General features: G+C 70.3%; 14 protein-coding genes and 2 tRNA genes. 6 read left to right on the top strand and 10 right to left on the bottom strand.

Going from position 1 to position 17,376, the window contains the following annotated elements:
• Window positions 1-96 precede the first annotated feature (96 nt).
• Both QE412_RS14735 and QE412_RS14730 read left to right on the top strand, forming a co-directional pair.
• The gene (locus QE412_RS14735) at window positions 97-1,326 is read left to right on the top strand and encodes an ROK family protein (RefSeq protein ID WP_307485458.1); all 1,230 of its coding nucleotides are present in this window, start codon (window positions 97-99) and stop codon (window positions 1,324-1,326) included.
• A 133-nt stretch (window positions 1,327-1,459) separates the two neighbouring features.
• Window positions 1,460-2,743, top strand: coding sequence for an alpha-amylase family glycosyl hydrolase (locus QE412_RS14730; protein ID WP_307485455.1), 1,284 nt, complete (start codon window positions 1,460-1,462; stop codon window positions 2,741-2,743).
• A gap of 148 nt (window positions 2,744-2,891) precedes the next feature.
• On the opposite strand, the gene QE412_RS14725 is transcribed toward QE412_RS14730, so the two are convergent.
• Together QE412_RS14725 and QE412_RS14720 are read right to left on the bottom strand one after the other, a co-directional pair.
• A complete protein-coding gene (locus QE412_RS14725) occupies window positions 2,892-3,542 on the bottom strand; it encodes a response regulator (RefSeq protein ID WP_307485450.1) in 651 nt (216 codons plus the stop codon).
• Window positions 3,539-5,152 (bottom strand): sensor histidine kinase, encoded by a 1,614-nt coding sequence (locus QE412_RS14720; RefSeq protein ID WP_307485444.1) that lies wholly within the window; start codon window positions 5,150-5,152, stop codon window positions 3,539-3,541. Before QE412_RS14720 ends, QE412_RS14725 begins: the two co-directional genes overlap by 4 nt.
• Window positions 5,153-5,312: 160 nt before the next feature.
• Here QE412_RS14720 and QE412_RS14715 point away from each other — a divergent pair, with 160 nt between their 5' ends.
• Window positions 5,313-6,839: a CitMHS family transporter gene (locus QE412_RS14715; RefSeq protein ID WP_307485441.1), complete on the top strand. Its 1,527-nt coding sequence runs from the start codon at window positions 5,313-5,315 to the stop codon at window positions 6,837-6,839.
• A 118-nt stretch (window positions 6,840-6,957) separates the two neighbouring features.
• Entirely contained in the window at window positions 6,958-7,521 is a 564-nt protein-coding gene (locus tag QE412_RS14710) for a flavin reductase family protein (RefSeq protein ID WP_307485436.1), read from the top strand.
• A 68-nt stretch (window positions 7,522-7,589) separates the two neighbouring features.
• Here the strand turns inward: QE412_RS14710 and QE412_RS14705 are convergent, their stop codons facing one another.
• The 6 genes from QE412_RS14705 to QE412_RS14680 form a co-directional block, all read right to left on the bottom strand.
• Window positions 7,590-8,531: a PrsW family intramembrane metalloprotease gene (locus tag QE412_RS14705; RefSeq protein ID WP_307485433.1), complete on the bottom strand. Its 942-nt coding sequence runs from the start codon at window positions 8,529-8,531 to the stop codon at window positions 7,590-7,592.
• An 86-nt stretch (window positions 8,532-8,617) separates the two neighbouring features.
• The gene (locus QE412_RS14700; RefSeq protein ID WP_307485430.1) at window positions 8,618-9,511 is read right to left on the bottom strand and encodes a DUF808 domain-containing protein; all 894 of its coding nucleotides are present in this window, start codon (window positions 9,509-9,511) and stop codon (window positions 8,618-8,620) included.
• A 107-nt stretch (window positions 9,512-9,618) separates the two neighbouring features.
• Window positions 9,619-9,774 (bottom strand): PrsW family glutamic-type intramembrane protease, encoded by a 156-nt coding sequence (locus tag QE412_RS14695; RefSeq protein ID WP_307485427.1) that lies wholly within the window; start codon window positions 9,772-9,774, stop codon window positions 9,619-9,621.
• Between the two features lie 114 nt (window positions 9,775-9,888).
• Window positions 9,889-9,977, bottom strand: a tRNA-Ser gene (locus QE412_RS14690).
• Between the two features lie 95 nt (window positions 9,978-10,072).
• Entirely contained in the window at window positions 10,073-11,350 is a 1,278-nt protein-coding gene (locus tag QE412_RS14685) for an LCP family protein (RefSeq protein ID WP_307485422.1), read from the bottom strand.
• Window positions 11,351-12,184: 834 nt separating this feature from the next.
• Window positions 12,185-12,272, bottom strand: a tRNA-Ser gene (locus tag QE412_RS14680).
• A gap of 80 nt (window positions 12,273-12,352) precedes the next feature.
• Here QE412_RS14680 and QE412_RS14675 point away from each other — a divergent pair.
• On the top strand, window positions 12,353-13,603 hold the full coding sequence (locus QE412_RS14675; RefSeq protein ID WP_307485420.1) for a DUF2254 domain-containing protein: 1,251 nt from the start codon (window positions 12,353-12,355) through the stop codon (window positions 13,601-13,603).
• A 17-nt stretch (window positions 13,604-13,620) separates the two neighbouring features.
• On the opposite strand, the gene QE412_RS14670 is transcribed toward QE412_RS14675, so the two are convergent.
• A complete protein-coding gene (locus QE412_RS14670; protein WP_307485418.1) occupies window positions 13,621-14,517 on the bottom strand; it encodes an HAD family hydrolase in 897 nt (298 codons plus the stop codon).
• Window positions 14,514-15,779, bottom strand: a complete 1,266-nt coding sequence (gene serS / locus QE412_RS14665; RefSeq protein WP_307485414.1) for a serine--tRNA ligase — start codon at window positions 15,777-15,779, stop codon at window positions 14,514-14,516. Before serS ends, QE412_RS14670 begins: the two co-directional genes overlap by 4 nt.
• A 164-nt stretch (window positions 15,780-15,943) precedes the next feature.
• Between serS and QE412_RS14660 the strand changes: the two genes are divergently transcribed.
• Window positions 15,944-17,284 (top strand): diacylglycerol kinase family protein, encoded by a 1,341-nt coding sequence (locus QE412_RS14660; RefSeq protein WP_307485411.1) that lies wholly within the window; start codon window positions 15,944-15,946, stop codon window positions 17,282-17,284.
• Window positions 17,285-17,376: the final 92 nt, after the last annotated feature.

The raw sequence follows: 17,376 nt of genomic DNA, 5'->3' as shown, positions 1-17,376 counted from the left end.
CGTCCTTGCGACCATCTAAAATCGACGAGTAAATCTACTCGCCAAATCAATGTGTTGACGGCAGTATTGCAGCAGACACGAAGGGGGTCAAGGTCCATGACGGTTGCCTCGTCCTCGGTGCCCTCGCTCCGCCGCCGCAGCCTCGACGCCGTGCTCGCCTACGCGTGGGAGGCTGAGGCGTTCACCGCCAGCGACGTCATGGCGGCGGTGATGCTCACGCGATCGACCACCATCGACGTGCTCGACGAACTCGTCGACCGCGGTCTGCTGGTCGAGATGCCCAATGCGCGCCTGGGGGGCGAGTACTCCAAGGGGCGCCCGGCACGGCGCTTCTGCCTGCGCGCCGACGCCGGACTGGTGGTGGGCGTCGACGCCGGTCGCGGTCACGTCACCGCGACCGTCGCCGACCTGCGCGGCACCCCGGTCGCCACCTCGCGCCTGACCGTCGATCCCGAACGCGACTCCCCCGAGCGCCGGCGCCGCGCGACCGAAAAGGTCGTCGATGCCACGCTCACCCGGGCCCGCGCCTCGCGGGACCGGGTCGTCGCGCTCTGCGTGGGCGTGCCCGCGCCGGTCGACCGCGCGGGCCGCTCCCCCGTGCACCACGACGGGTTCTGGCAGCGGATGAACCCCGACTTCGTCGACACCTTCGCCGCATGGGCCCCGGTCGTGCGCGTCGAGAACGATGCGTCGCTCGCCGCGGTCGCGGAGCACGCCCAGGGTGCGGCCGTCGGGTGCGACGACTTCATCGCACTGCTGGCCGGTGAGCGCTTCGGAGCGGGCCTGTGGATCGACGGGCGTCTGCTGCGCGGAGCACACGGCGGAGCGGGTGAGACCGTGGCCCTCGACCGCGTCGAGGGCGTCGGCAGCGCCTTCGGTCTCGCCCCGCGCTGCGTGGAGGCCGCCCGCGCGGCGATCACCGCGGGAACCCTGCCCGCCGACAGCGACCTGGCACGCGTTCCGCTCGAGAGCCTGGATGCCAAGACGGTGCTCCACCTCGCCGGCCGAGGCGACCCGGGGGCACTGGCTGTGGCCGCCGAGGTCGGTGCGGCTCTGGCGACGGTGACGGGGGTGCTGGGGAGCCTGTTCGACGTGCGACGCGTGGTCGTGTCGGGGGCCATCGCCGCCGGGGCGGGCCCGATCATCGAGGCGGCCAGTGCAGCCCTGCCCACCGAGCTGCACCTTCCGGCACCCGAACTGGTGGCCTCCCCCCTGGGCGCAGACATCGTCTCGATCGGGGCCGTCGCAGCCGCGGTGGACGCCGCGCGTACACGGGCGATCGATCTCGCCGTCTTCGCTCCGGCCGAGGTGCGGGCTCAAGCGTGACGCCGAGCAAGGCACCGGGATCTGTCGCTCGGGCACGACGGCGAGCGCCTGACGCGGTGGAAGTCGGGCCGCAACCCCGGCGGGGATGCCCGGAGGGGCCGTTAGCGTCGAAGCACCGCCGAGAGGAGACCGGATGCCGACCTGGCCCGAGCACGCGATGTGGTGGCACCTCTATCCGCTGGGATTCGTCGGTGCGCCCATCCGCGACGGCGTGGATCCGGATGCCGAGCCCGCGCACCGCCTGGACCGACTCGAGCCGTGGCTCGACCATGTCATCGCGCTGGGGCTGAACGGCGTCTTGCTCGGACCGGTCTTCGCCGCCGAGACCCACGGCTACGACACCGTCGACCATTTCCGCATCGACCCGCGACTGGGCGACGACGAGGACTTCGCCCGGCTCGTCGACGCGGCGCGGGAGCGCGGCATCCGGATCCTCCTCGACGGGGTGTTCAACCATGTGGGGCGCGGGCATCCGGCGTTCCAGAACCTGACGAAGGACGGTCCGCAGCTGTTCCGCGGGCGGTGGACCGACGGCCGGTTCGAGGCCGAGGTGTTCGAGGGGCACGACGCCCTCGTCGCGCTCGATCACTCCTCCCCCGCGGTGGTCGACCTCGTGGTCGAGATCATGTGCCATTGGCTCGACCGAGGGATCGACGGGTGGAGATTGGATGCCGCGTACGCGGTGCCGTCGTCCTTCTGGGCCGAGATGCTGCCACGCGTGCGCGAACGCTTTCCGGAGGCGTGGTTCCTCGGCGAGGTCATCCACGGCGACGCGACGGCGATCGTGCGGGAGTCGACGATGGACTCCCTCACGCAGTACGAGCTGTGGCAGGGCATCTGGCACGGGATCGCGGACCGGAACCTGTTCGAGCTGAGTCACGCTCTCGAGCGTCACGACGAGCTGCTGTCGACCTTCGTGCCGCAGACCTTCGTCGGCAACCACGACGTCACCCGGATCGCGTCGGCCGTGGGAGCCGACCTCGTGCCGCACGCGCTCGCGGTGCTGTTCACCGTGGCGGGCACCCCGTCGGTGTACGCGGGCGACGAGTTCGGGTGGACGGGCGTGAAGGAGCACCGTCTCGGAGGCGATGACGCGGTGCGCCCCGCGTTCCCCGCGGGGCCGGGCGACGTCGAGCCCGACGAACGCATCCTCCAGGCCCATCAGGCGCTCATCGCGCTCCGACGACGCAAGCCGTGGCTCTGGCGCGCGCACACCGACGTGATCGAGGTCGCCAACACCGCGATGGCGCTGCGGACCGCAGTGGGCGACGACGCCGTCGTGGTCGCCCTCAACGTCGGAGACGAGCCGGTGTCGCTGCCGATCGCGGACGGACGGGCTCTCGTCGCGGGCGAGGGGTCACCGGCGGACGACCGCATCACCCTCGGGCCGCGGGGGTGGGCGGTACTGGAGGCCTGAGCCGACGGCCTCCCTATCGGGGCGGCGCCGGTCGGGCGGCATCCCGGTCGGGCCGGCACCAAGCGAGGCTCGTCCCAGAAGGTGCGAGACGTGCGTCCCGAAGCTGCACGAAGGGGGACACGGGATGCCGTCCGGCGGGAGCCGTGAATCAGGGGCCGACGCGGAAACGGTGCTCGGGGCGTCCGGTCGAGCCGTACCGCAGACTCACGTGCACGAGGCCCCGCTCGGCGAGCGCGGTGAGGTGACGCTGCGCGGTCGCACGCGAAACGCCGATGCGCTCGGCCACCTCGGTCGCCGACGCCTCATCGGAGCCGAGCGCGGCCAGCACCGTCTGCTCGGTCGCCGACCGGGCGAGCGACGGGCCCTCACGCTCACCGCGCACGACCGATGCCGCGCGATCGATGTCGTCCTGGCTCAGCGGCCGCGCACTCGAGAGCAGGTTGCGGTAGCGGGCGTAACGATCCAGCCGCTCCGCCAGCACGCGGGTGTCGAACGGCTTGACGAGATAGGCGAGGGCACCGGCGGTGAACGCGCGGCGGACCGTCGCGGCATCCGTCGCCGCCGACAGCACGAAGGCGTCGACGCCGGCGGAGCGCACGAGCTCGACGCCGTCGCCATCGGGCAGATAGACGTCGGCCAGCAACAGGTCGGGGGCGTGCGCGGCGATCACCGCTCGGGCCTCGCCCACCGTGCGCGCGGGCTCGAGCGCGATGAACCCCGCACGCGCGGCGACAGCGTCACGGTGAAGCCCCGCCACGCGGAAGTCGTCGTCGACGACCAGGACACGGATGTCGGTCACGGAGTACCTCCTCGTAGGACGCCGGGCAGACGCGCGGCCACGACGGCGCCGTGGTCGTCGCCGCCCGGATCGACGACCCACACCTCGCCGCCGCGTCGTCGGGCGAACTCGCGCGAGAGCGGCAGACCGATCCCGAGCCCGTGCACCGCGGCGGGATCGTCGTCGCGCTCGGGCGGGGCGAAGACGGCGTCGACGTCGGCGATCCCGCCGCCCGTATCGGACACGGTGAGCACGACCGCCTCGCCGTCGCCGAGAACCGCCACCTCGACCTCGCGGGGTTCGGGACCGGATGCCGTGGCGGTCACGGCGTTGTCGATGAGGTTGCCGAGCACGGCGACGACGTCTTCGACCTCGTCGACGGTGCCGGGCAGGAACGTATCGTCGGAGACGCGCAGAGCGACCCCGCGCTCGCGCGCCGCAAGAGCCTTCGCCCCGAGGAAGGACTGCAGCATCGCATCTCCCACGAGATCGATGCCCGGCACGGCCCAGTCGACCGAACCGCGGTCGACGAGGTCGGCGAGGAATGCGCGGGCCTCGGCGGCGCGCCCCGCATCGAGCAGACCCACGGCCGCGTGCAGACGGTTGGCGTTCTCGTGCCGCTGAACCCGCAGGGCGTCGCCCATCGCGCGCACGCTGTCGAGGCGCTCCGACAGCGCGGCGACGTCGGTGCGGTCGCGCAGCACCGCAACACGACCGAGCGCCCGCGCTCCCCGACGCACCGGGCGGACGTCGATGAACACGACACGACCCCCGACGGGCAGCCCCACGCTCGCCCCGCCCGCGGCCAGCGCGGTGGCCACGGCGGGCGGGAGACCGAGATCGGCGAGGGGGCGGCCCACGGCATCCGTGATTCCCAGCAGACGCTCGGCGGTCGCCGTGCACACCCGCACAACCCCCGTCTCATCGAACGCGAGCACCCCCTCGTCGGCACCCTCGAGCACCGCCGTCTGGGTCTGCACGAGGGCTACGAGCTCTTCGGGCTGCACGCCGAGGGTCAGCCGCTCGAGCCGGCGGCGCATGAGAAGCGCGACGAGCGCGCCGATGGTGACGGCCAGCAGCACCGCGACCGCGATCCCGGCGAGCAGCGCGGGCAGGTCGTCGAAGACGCTCGCCCTCTCGAAGCCGACGCTGACCTCTCCCACCGGGGCGCCTCCGCCGGGCGGATACACGGGGACCTTCGCGCGCGCGGACTCCCCCAGCGTCCCGGTCTCCCACGTCACGACCTCACGGCCAGCGAGGGCGTCGGCGAAGCTCGTGCTGACGACCTGGCCGAGGCGATCGGAATCGGGGTGGGCCAGACGGATGCCGTGATCATCGGTGATCACGACGAACAGGCCTTCCGTGCGGGCGGTGACCTCGACCGCGTACCGCTGCAGCATCCCGTCACGCAGGTCCGCGGCATCCGGTGTTCCCGGATCGGCGGAGTAGGCGGCCACGAGATCGCGGACGTCGGGCGCCTCGGCGACCGAGCGGGCGATATTCAGCGCCGAGGAGTCGGCCTCGGCCTTGAGCTGCTGCACCCCGAGCCAAGCGAAGACCGCGGTGCACACCGCGACGACGACCACCTGGGTCGCCACCTGCACCACGAGCATTCGAGTTGCGAACCGCATGTGCCTCCTCGAACACCACGTCGTGCGCGAAATGCGCAGAAGACACGGTACGCGCATAACCCGGCGCAATGCGAGCAAGCGCGCGCCCGAGGCCATGGCATCCGTAGTGTCGCCGGATCGACAGCGCGATTCCCGCGCCCGTCACGACGAAGGAGTCGCGATGACCCCCCTGATCCTTGCGGCCGACACGGCCGAGTACCCGGTGGCCTACACGCCCGCCGACGGGGTGCTCGTGGCCCTCGGCTTCCTCATGGTCCTGTCGTTCATGGCGCTGATCATGACGCGCCGCCTCACCCCGATGGTCGCCCTCATCGTCGTCCCGACGATCTTCGGTCTCATCGCCGGCGCGGGCTTCGGCCTCGGCGACATGGTGATCGATGCGATCAGCAAGATGGCGCCGACGGCGGCGCTGCTGATGTTCGCGATCATGTACTTCGGCATCATGATCGACGTCGGACTCTTCGACCCGCTCATCCGCGTGGTCACGCGCGTGCTGGGCGATGACCCGGCCAAGATCGTGCTGGGCACGGCCATCCTCGCCGGTGCCGTCTCGCTCGATGGCGACGGCTCGACGACCTTCATCATCACCACCTCGGCGATGCTGCCGCTCTACCTGCGCCTGGGCATGAGCCCCGTCGTGCTCACCTGCGTCGCGGGCCTGATGAACGGCACGATGAACATCGTCCCGTGGGGCGGTCCGACCGTTCGCGCCGCCACCGCTCTGGGCCTGCAGCCCACCGACGTGTTCGTGCCGATGCTGCCCTCGCTGGCCGCGGGTCTGGTCGTCTCGCTCGTGTTCGCGTGGTTCCTGGGCCTGTCGGAGCGCCGCCGTCTGGCCGGCGCCGTGGACACGTCACAGCTCGACGCCCCCGGCGGTTTCGGCCGCCTTGGCGCCCCGAGAATCTTCCGCGGCGCGGAGCACAAGCCGGGCGCCCTCGCGTCACTGCGCACCGGCAACATCGTCACCGTGCGCGGCGGGCGCGATGCCGTCGCCGCCGCACAGCTCGTCGACACCGCCGACACGGCGATGGCCGACACGATGCTCGACCCCAACCGCGCGACGCTGCGCCCGAGGCTCCTCTGGTTCAACCTCGCCCTCACGATCGCGGTCATGGTGCTGCTCGTGATGGACCTGTTCCCGCTGGCTTTCGTGTTCATGGTCGGCGCCGCGCTCGCGCTCATCGTGAACTTCCCGAAGCTCCGCTCACAGGCCGACGAGATCGTCGCCCACGCTCCCAGCATCGTCGGGGTCGTGTCGATGGTGCTCGCGGCCGGCGTGCTGGTCGGTGTGCTGAACGGCACGGGCATGGTGACCGCGATGGCGTCGTGGATCACGCAGGTGATCCCCTCGTCGATGGGTCCGTTCCTCGCCGTCATCACGGGCGTCCTGTCGATCCCGTTCACGTTCTTCATGTCGAACGACGCGTTCTACTTCGGCATCCTGCCGGTGCTCGCCGAGAGCGCCGCGAACTACGGCATCGCTCCGGTCGAGATGGCCCGCGCCTCGATCACCGGCCAGCCCGTGCACCTGCAGAGCCCGCTCGTGCCCGCGATTCTGCTGCTCGTCTCGCTCGCCGGCGTGAACCTCGGCGACCACCACAAGAAGGTGCTGTGGCGCGCGACGATCGTCTCGCTCGTGATGCTCGCCGTCGGCGTGCTGGTGGGATCCGTGCCCCTGCTGGGCTGAGGCCGTGACACGATGGCCCCGGGATGCCGTGGCATCCCGGGGCCATCGTGTCACCGTCGGTTTCGGCATGTTGCGCCGAACGGTGCCGATCCCGGCGAGAGCGCCTACCGTCGTATCCATGACATCGCTTCCGCACGAGCACTCCTCCGAGAGCGCCCCCGCGATCGGCACCTCGGTCTCGGCGGACGACTTCAAACGCGCCTTCCGCGGACACCCCGGCGGCATCGCCGTGATCACCGCCTACGGCGAGCACGGTCCCGTGGCCCTCACCGCGTCGAGCGTGTCGTCGGTGAGCGCCGAGCCGCCACTGCTGATCTTCTCGGTCTCGGCCCTGTCGTCGGCGACGCCGACCATCGTCGAGGCCGACACGATCGTGGTGCACCTGCTCGACGCCGAGGACATCGGCCTGGCGCGCACGGCCTCCACGAGCGGCGTCGACCGCTTCGCCGACACGTCAGCGTGGTCGCGTCTCGCCACGGGCGAGCCGGTCTACCACGGCGTGCGCGCGTGGCTGCGATGCAAGATCGTGAGTCGAATGGATGCCGGAGCCTCGACGGTCATCGCGGCTCAAGCCCTGCAGGTCGACGTCGAACGCGACCTCGAGGTCGGCGAAGCCGGCAGCGCCCTGGTGTACCACAACCGCGCCTGGCACCGCCTGGGCGATCACTCGCGTCTGGACTGACACCGAGAGCGCGTCGCCCACCATACCGGGGACGGGCAGCGCGCGAGAACCCGCTCGCGAGGCGCGGATCAGGCGGGCGGCGGCGCCGGGGACACGGCATCCGTCGTCGCCGCGACGTCGTCCGGAGCATCCGCGGGCGCGGGTGCGGAGCGCGCGACGTGCCGCCAGATGAGACCACCGGCCAGGATCGTCACGACCCCCGCACCGATCTCCGTCACCATGGCGAGCACCTGCGAGCCCGTCGACGCGGTGACCAGCGGCGAGGCTCCGTCCCAGAGTCCGTGCAGCACGGCGACGCCCACGTAGGCGCCCAGCACGAGGCCGGTCACCCGGAACCGGCCCGTCTTCGCGGCGGCGGTGAAGAGGGCCGCACCCAGCAACGAGCTCCACAGCACGTGGCCGAACGGTGCGAGGATGCCCCGCTCGATCGCCACCGCGGTGCCGATGAACACGGGATGATCGCCGCCGTAGTGGCCCAGGATGTATCCCATCGTCTCGTAGACGGAGAACCCGATACCGACCGCACCGCCGACGAACAGACCGTTGCGCGTGGACTTCACCACACGCCACCCCACCACGACGATGAGCACCCCCTTGGCGAACTCCTCGACGAAGCCGGCGGCCGCGAGGCTGACGACGCCCGCATCGCCACCCGGATGCGGTTGGGGGATGAACCCGGTGAGCGAGTCGAGCGTGCTCCCCAACGCCAGCGCGAGGAGACCGCCGAAGCCCGCCGCGATGGCCAGCCTCCCCCACGTGAGGGTGTCCGTGACGCGAAGACGGTGCACCATGACCCACAGGAGCGTCACCGGCACCACTGCCGCGCCCACGAAGACCCACGCCGGGAGCACGTCGTTGTTGTGCAGCAGGTGCAGCATCACGAACCCGAGATACAGCCACAGGGCGGTCGCGCCGAGCACGAACGCCGCTGTATGAGTGCGTCGGTGCTCCCGACGGTGTCGAACGTGCGTGCGGCCGCTCGGGGCGGCGTTCTTCCCTGTCGTGCTCACGGCTTTCCCCCTCGTCTGGGAGCGCGCCCAGCGCGTCCCCGCTGCTGAGTGTGGCAGAAACGGGGAACTGTGCGCGTCGCCGAGTGTCAGTGAGAGGCGTCAGCCGGCGCGTCGCGCGTCGTCAGACGCGTGACACCCATCACCACGGCGACGATGATCAGCCCCAGGACGAGCCCGAAGACGGCCGAGATCGCGGTGTCGACGATCCACACGACGACCGGTCCCGTCGCTTCGATCGCGTGCGTGACGACGTGCACGAGGCCGTACGGCCCGGACCACAACGTCTCGGCGAGATTCTGCACCACGAGGTGTCCACCGACCCAGAGCATCGCGACGGTTCCGACGATGCTGATCACGCGGAACACCGCGGGCATGGATGCCACGACCCGCACGCCGAAGCGACGCACGCGCCGGGCAGGACTCTTCATGAACCGCAGGCCGATGTCGTCGATCTTCACCAGCAGCGCGACCGCACCGTAGACGACGACCGTCATGGCCAGACCGATGACGAGCAGCGCGCCCAACGTCATCCAGATCCCGAAGCCGGGATCCAGGCTCGACAGGGCGATCAGCATGATCTCGGTGCTGAGGATGAGGTCGGTGCGGACCGCGCCGAGCACGAGCTTCTTCTCGTCGCGCGGGCCGTCGTCGTGCGCACCGTGGTGCACCCCGAACCACTCCAGCACCTTCTCGGCGCCTTCGAAGCACAAGAACCCGCCGCCGATGATGAGCAGGTACGGCAGCACCCACGGGGCGAACGCCGTCAGCAGCAACGCGATCGGAATGATGACGACGTACTTGTTGATGATGCTGCCGAGGGCGATCTTCCACACCACGGGCAGCTCTCGCGCGGGGGTGAGGCCCTGCACGTACTGCGGGGTCACGGCGGCGTCGTCGATGACGACACCCGCCGTCTTCGCGCTGGCCTTCATTGCCGCGCTGAGGATGTCGTCGACGACGGCGAGCAGACCGACAGACATGTGAGCTTCTCCGGGGGTCGAGGGCTGCGACGGCCGACGGCCGCCGCGGACAGTGGTCCTGCAGCGAGACTATCGGCCAGACACGCCGCGGCGGCGGTGGTCCGGCTTCAGCTCTCCAGGATCGCGAAACCGAGACCAACGACACCGCCGACGAACAGGCCGTCGCGCGTGGACGTGGCGAGCTTCCACCCGACGACCACGATGAGCGCGCCCTTGGCGAGCTCCTCGGCAAAGCCGCCGAACGTGATGGCGGATGAGCCCATGACCGGCGTGCTGCGGCCGCCGCGAAGATCAACGCGACGGCGGTCACGGTGTCGGTGGTTCGCAGACGGTGGACCATGATCCAGAAAGCCCCGGCGGACCGGGGCTTTCGAGTGCGGAGACGGAGGGATTTGAACCCTCGGTCCCCTTACGGGGACTCCACCTTAGCAGGGTGGTGCACTAGGCCTGACTATGCGACGTCTCCAGGTGTTCGAGGCCTTACGGCGCGAACACACCGGTCCATACTAACCGGTCGCCGCCCGGCATCCGAACCAGGATCGGGATGCCGGGCGACGACGGTCAGCGGACGTTACCGTTCGAGCAGGTCGACTGCGCGGCGGTCTGACCGGCGATCTCCGACGGCAGCACCACGGCCGACGAACTCGGCGCCGGCGTCGGCGCGGCACTGTCGGTCGGGCCGGGAGTGGCGGCGTCGGTGGGGGCGGTCGTGGGCGCCGGGGTCGCGTTCTCGTCGACGACCACACCATTGCCGTCGCTCAGGTTTCCCGACAGCTGCAGAGGCTGGTTCGCCGCGAGCGCCGCCCAGAGCGTGTCGGCGGCACTGCGATCGGGGACCACACGGTTCGGGTTGTCGGGGTCCGTGTAGGTCGGGTACTGGATGAAGACGATCTCGTTGAACGGCACGTCCTTCACCGCCGACGCGATCTGCACGAGGGTGAGCGGGTTCGTGAGCGAGGTCGACGGGTCGACATTGCGCAGAGCCGTCGAGGCGAGCTTGTACAGCGTCGCCGGATTCGACAGCACGTCCTGGCTCTTCAGCTTGTTCGCCAGTCGCGACATGTACTGCTGCTGGTTCGAGATGCGACCCAGGTCGCCGCCATCACCGACGCCGTGGCGGGTACGCAGGAACTGCAGCGCGTCGAGCCCGACCACGGTGCGCGTGCCGGCAGGCCAGTCGATACCGGTGTACGGGTCCTTGATGCCGTTGGCGATACAGACGTCGACACCGCCGATGGCGTCGGTGATATTGATGACGCCGCCGAAGCTCACCTTCGCCGCGAACGGGATCTCGAGGCCACTGAGCTCGGAGATGGTCTGAACGACGCACGAGAGTCCGCCGTAGTAGAAGGCGCTGTTGATCTGCTGCTTGGTCATCGCGGAGTGCTCGACGCCGTCTTTGTCGGTGCACGACGGGATCGGCACCATCAGGTCGCGCGGGAACGAGATGACGGTGACCCGACGCGGTGCATCCGAGATGTGCACGAGCATGTTGACGTCGTTCAGGCTGTCGCCCGAGTCGGCGCCGGAGCACCGGTCGCCGAAGTACTGCGCGAAGTCGGGCTCGCACTCGTCGGTGCCGACGAGGAGCAGGTTCACACCACCCTTGAGTTCACCCAGGTCCGGCGGGACCGCCGGCTGGTTCTTCAGCTCGACCGCGTCGGCCGTGAAGCTACGCGACAGGTCGATCGCAATGTAGGCACCGATACCGGCGCCCGCCACGAGAAGAACGGCCACGACGATGGCGAGACCGCGGAACAGCTGCGAGAGCGGGCCCGGCGACGTCAGCCGGCCGTGGCGCGCAATGGTCCTCTGACCGCGCGGGGTCGTCTTGCTCACTCGGGTCCTTTCGAACGGATGCCACCGGCCCGGCGGCACGTCGCGACTCCGGTTCGGGGCCGGAGGTCGCAGTAATACTAGGGACGACCGGCTGTGAATGGCGTGAGGGTCGGCGCGTCCTGCGCGATCCACGCGCCCGATCTCATTCGGCCCCACGCGCACCGGCCGGTAGGTGTCCCGGCGGTGCACGAACCACGCGATCTCGATCGCCAGCTGCTGATCGACGATCCGGTAGAGGACGCGATGATCACCGCGACGGGCGCTCGCGCTCGCGCGCTCGAGCGCCCCACCGACCGATCAGCCGCCAATTCCCTCGCGCCTTATCGCTTCCGTGAGCAGTGCCGTCGCGTTGCGGGCGGTGTCGAGGAGACCGTACTCGTCCTGGGAAATGCCCGCGATGAGTTCGTTCATACCTCGGAGCTCCGAACGTTCCAGGAGCCGCTTCTCATTCGTGATCCACTCACCTCGGTGGGAAAGGATCGCGTGAGCGGTCCGGCACGCGGCTTCGCTGAGCAGCCCCGCGCATTGGGCCACTCGTCCCTGCGCGGCGTGCCCGACCGTGGCGTAATGGAGGGTGAGCTGAGCGCCGAACCACCAGATCGCAGGCGCGGTCTGCCTGAGCCGATCCGGATATGGCCATCGCGGAAGAAGGCCGGCGACACACGCACTCACGCCCCCCCCCGGTCACGCTGTGGGCGCGCGGACAACACTCTCGTCGATCGCGATGGCGCCTTCCACGGATGCGACCACAGCGGCGGCGCTTCGAGGCATCCGGCACCTCGGGCCGGGGTGGGCTGTAGCAAGGGGCGGCTCCGCGTGGAGCCACCCCTCAACTGGCGGAGGGTGTGGGATTCGAACCCACGGGACATTGCTGCCCACTGGTTTTCAAGACCAGGTCCATCGGCCGCTCGGACAACCCTCCTGAACGTCCCGAGTCTACCGACGACCCCGGGCTCCCGCGTCCAGCCCGCAGCGCACCCGGCGACTGGATAACGTCGACGCATGGCGATGACGGTCCGCGGCTCCTTGGCATCCTTCTTCCTGCGGCTCGGACGGCAGGTATGGGTGCGGGCGGCACTGTTCACGGTCATCGCCGTGATCGTCGCCCTGGCCGGGGGGTTTCTGGGCGCCCTGCTGCCCTTCGAGTTCGGGATCGACCTCGCGCAGAACTCCGTGGGGTCGCTGTTACAGATCATCGCGACCGCGATGCTGACGGTGAGCACGTTCTCGGTCACGGCGATGGTCACCGCGTTCTCGTCGGCGACGACGACCGCAACGCCCCGGTCGACGCCGCTACTGATCGCCGATCCCACCTCGCAGAACGCCGTGTCGACCTTCGTCGGTGCGTTCACCTTCTCGTTGGTGGGGCTCGTCGCCCTCTCGACCGGCTACTACCCCGCGCAGGGGCGCACCATCCTGTTCGTCGCCACGCTCGTGATCATCGGCATCGTGGTGTTCACTCTGCTGCGGTGGATCTCTCACCTGTCGACTTTCGGGCGCATGGCCGACGTGATCGACCGCGTCGAGAAGGCGGCGACCACCTCGTTCGAGTTGCACGCCGAGGCGCCCACGCTCGGCGCTCGAGCCGGCGGCACCGTGCCTTCGGATGCCGTGGCCGTCCACGCCGACGAGGTCGGATACGTCACGCACGTCGATATCGCCGGCCTCGACCGGGTGGCGCACCAGCACGACGTCGAGATCCACGTGCGTGCGACACCCGGGCGTATCGCCGATGCACGTGTACCGCTCGTGGCCGTGACCGGTACGGTCGACGACGACGTGCGTACCGGCATCCGGCGGGCGTTTCGCATCGAGCGTCACCGCACCTACGAGCAGGACCCGCGCTTCGGCGTGATCGCGCTGACCGAGATCGGCAGCCGTGCCCTGTCGGCTGCGACGAACGACCCCGGCACCGCCATCGAAGTGATCGCGGCTCTGCACCGCGTCTTCGCGCGGGGCCTCGCCGTCGAACGCCGCACCGAGGTCGACTACGACCGTGTGTACGTGCCGCCACCGCTGCTCGCCGACCTGGTCGACGACGCATTCCGTCCGCTCGCGCGCGACGGGGCGGCCGATATCGAGGTGCAGGTGCGCCTGCAGAAGTGTCTGGCGTCGCTCGCGGCGTCGGCCCCCGCGCACGCGGACGTGTTCCGGGATGCCGCACGCGCGGCGTTCGAGCGCAGCCGCCGTGAGCTCGACCGAGCCGATGGGCGCACGCTGCGCGCGGCGATGCGGGAGGCGTGGGCGCGCTGAAGAGCGCTACAGGGGCGCTAGAGGGCGCGCAGGACCGCCGCCACACCACCCTCGGTGACCGACAGCCCCACCTCGCCGGCGGCGGCGTGCACCTCGGGCGGACCCTGGTGCATCGCGATGGCGCGGCCGCCGTTGCGCACGGCCCACTGCATCATCTCGATGTCGTTGCGACCGTCGCCCATGACGAGCACCCGCTCCGCGGGGATGCCGAGCCACCCGCGCACGAGTTCGAGCGCAGTGGATTTGTCGACCCCCTGCGGGGCGATGTCGAGCCACGCCGTCCAGCCGATCGCGTACGACACCTGGCTGAGCCCGATGCGCTCGACGAGCTCGAGGAAGTCCTGGTCGGTCTGCTCAGGCGCCACGACGACGACACGGCAGACGGGCTGGTCCGACAGCCGCTCGAACGAGACCTTGTTGGCGCCCTGCAGATTCCAGTCGTCGAGGTAGTCGGTGAACAGGCGCGAACCGTCGGGCAGCTCGACGAGGAAGTGCGCCCCCGCGAGGTGCTCACCGAGCAGGGTCAGCACCTCGGTCGGGTCGAACGTCTCGACGTGCGCGCGCTCGTAGGTCGCGGCATCCCCCTCGCCGATGCGTCGCATGACGATCGCGCCATTCGAGCAGACGGCGTACTCGGGGCGGATGCCGAGGCGATCCATGATCGTGTGGGTGCTGTCCCAGCTGCGGCCGGTGGCGAGCATGACCTCGTGGCCCGCGTCGGCGGCACCCGTCACGGCCTCGACGACACCCGGGCTGAGCGTGTCGTCTTCGAGCAGAACCGTGCCGTCGACGTCGAGGGCGATGAGCATGCGCCCGGGGGCGTCGTCGGCGAGCGCGGCGACGACGTCGGCCGCTTCCTGCTTCGGGGCGCTCTCGACGGCGCCGGTGTCGGGCAGAGCGGCCTCGTCGCTCACGCGATCGGCTCCATGACCTCAAGGCCGCCGAGGTACGGCCGCAGGACCTCGGGGACGGTCACCGATCCGTCCTCGCGCTGGTGCGTCTCGAGGAGGGCGACGATCCAGCGGGTGGTGGCGAGCGTTCCGTTCAAGGTGGCGACCGGGGCGGTCTTGCTTCCCTCGGGGCGGAAACGCGTGTTGAGACGACGAGCCTGATAGGTCGTGCAGTTCGAGGTGCTCGTGAGCTCGCGGTAGGCGTCCTGCGTGGGCACCCAGGCCTCGATGTCGAACTTGCGCGCGGCGCTGGAGCCCAGATCGCCCGCTGCGACGTCGATCACGCGGTAGGCCAGGCCGAGGTCTTGCAGCATGCCCTCTTGCATGGCGACGAGACGGTCGTGCTCGGCCTCGGCGTCGGCGGGGTCGGTGTAGACGAACATCTCGAGCTTGTTGAACTGGTGCACGCGGATGATGCCGCGGGTGTCCTTGCCGTACGACCCGGCCTCGCTGCGGTAGCAGGTGGACCAGCCGGCGTAGCGCTTGGCGCCGCGCTCGAGGTCGAGGATCTCGTCCATGTGGTAGCCGGCGAGAGGGACTTCGCTCGTGCCGACGAGATAGAGGTCTTCCTTCGGCAGGTGGTAGACCTCGTCGGCGTGCTGGCCGAGGAACCCGGTGCCGCGCATGACCTCGGGGCGCACGAGCGTCGGCGGGATCATGGGCGTGAAGCCCGCCCGCAGGGCCCGGTCGAGGGCCAGGGTCATGAGCGCGAGCTCGAGGCGCGCACCGATGCCGGTGAGGAAGTAGAAGCGGCTGCCCGAGACCTTGGTGCCGCGCTCCATGTCGATCGCGCCGAGGAGTTCACCGATCTCCAGGTGGTCGCGCGGCTCGAAGTCGTACGTGGGGATGTCCCCGTGGGTGCGGAGGGTGACGAAGTCCTCCTCCCCGCCGGCCGGGACGCCCTCGAGCACGATGTTCTCGATGCGCGAGAGCGCGGCGTCGGCGGCGGCCTCGGCCTCGGCGACCGCGTGCTGTGCGGCCTTGACCTGCTCGCTGAGCTGCTTGGCCTCGGCGACCAGGGCGGCCTTCTCGTCTTTCGGTGCCTGCGCGACGCGCTTGCCGTGCGCGTTCTGCGCGGCGCGCAGCTCTTCGAAGGCGGTGATGGCGGCGCGGCGGTCGCGGTCGGCGGCGAGGGCCTCGTCCACCGAGTCCGGCGACTCCCCGCGGGCGATCTGGGAGCGCTTCACGAGCTCGGGATCATCACGCAGCAGAGTCAGGTCGATCACGCGTCCATCCTACGGTCGGCATCGGGCCGGTCCTCGCCTCGCCCAGCACTGCGCGAACCCGACGCGGCGGCGAACCCGAACCGCCCAATGGGCCACCGGCATCCCCCCGTCAACCCCGCCGATTCGTCCGGCGGGGGATGCGGCCGCGGTCCTAGGGTGGACCCATGGCCGCCCCTGACGAACCGCGCGACGACGCGGAGTCCCCCGAGACCGCCTCCGCCCGCGACGCCGACGCGCCCATCTCGACCGACGAGGACAACGGCATCGACGAGGACTCGCCGGCCGAGGTCGCCGCCGACGCGGCCGCCGCGGAGGGCTCGCACGACGACTTCCACGCGGCCCGACTCCGCGACGACACCAGCGATGCCCCCGGGCAGGGCAAGCCCGACCCGAAAGAGGCCGCCGAACCCGACGACGTCATCCACCAGCCCGAGGACGTCGCCCCCGACTCGTCGGAAGAGACGCCGGGAAAGACCCAGCGCGTCGACGCGGAGGGCGAAGAGGCGCCCATGGACGCCGAGCCGACGCAGAAGAAGCGCGCCGCCCTCGTCTACAACCCGACCAAGGTCGAGCCCGAGACGCTGCGTGCGCGCGTCGCCGAACTCGCCGCCGAGGCCGGCTGGGCCGAACCGCTCTTCTACGAGACGACGGTCGACGACCTGGGCGACGACGCGACGCGTGCCGCCCTCGACGAGAAGGTGGATGCCGTCCTCGCGGCCGGCGGCGACGGGACGGTGCGCGCGGTGGCCGAGGCGTTGACCTCCACGGATGTTCCCCTCACGATCGTGCCGAGCGGCACGGGGAACCTGCTGGCCCGCAACCTCAACCTTCCACTGACCGACACCGACGCGATGATCCGCGCGACCTTCGAGGGCGACGTCCACTCCATCGACACGGGGCTTGCCCGCATCCGCCGCGCCGACGGCGAGATCGAGGAGCACGGGTTCTCGGTCATGGCCGGAATCGGCCTGGATGCCGCGATGATCCAGAACACCCGTTCCGACCTCAAGAAGCAGGTCGGGTGGGTCGCCTATGTCGACGGAGCGGCGCGATCGCTCGTCTCGGCCAAGCCCTTCCGCGTCATGTATCAGCTCAACGGGCACCGCTTGCACTCCGCCAAGGTGCACAGCGTGCTCTTCGCGAACTGCGGCGCCCTGCAGGGGGGTGTGGCGCTGATCCCCGATGCCTCCGTCGCAGACGGTCGCCTCGATGTGGCCGTCCTTCAGCCGAGCGGCGTACTGGGCTGGCTGGGCGTCTGGCGGAGCATCGTGTGGGACAACTCCGTGCTGCGCCGCTTCCGCGCCGGTCGCCGCGTGCTCGAACGCCGCAAGGACACCTCCGTGCGCTACCTCCGGGGCACGGGCATCGAACTGGCCACGGCACCCGCGCAGCCGATCGAGCTGGACGGCGACGAGTTCGGTGAGGCGACGCGCATCTACACCCGCATCATCCCCGGCGGTCTGTCGGTCGCGCTGCCGAAGGGACACGACATCTCGACGCTCTGAGGCGCGCGCGGGACCGCGCGCCGTCAGGGTGAGTGGGGCGGCCGACGGGACGGGCGGGTGTCAAGCCCACCGACCGGGATGCCGCGGTGGAT

The organism is Microbacterium trichothecenolyticum (genome assembly GCF_030818955.1).
GTDB lineage: Bacteria > Actinomycetota > Actinomycetes > Actinomycetales > Microbacteriaceae > Microbacterium > Microbacterium trichothecenolyticum_B.
This window is presented reverse-complemented; position numbering and strand designations above follow the sequence as displayed.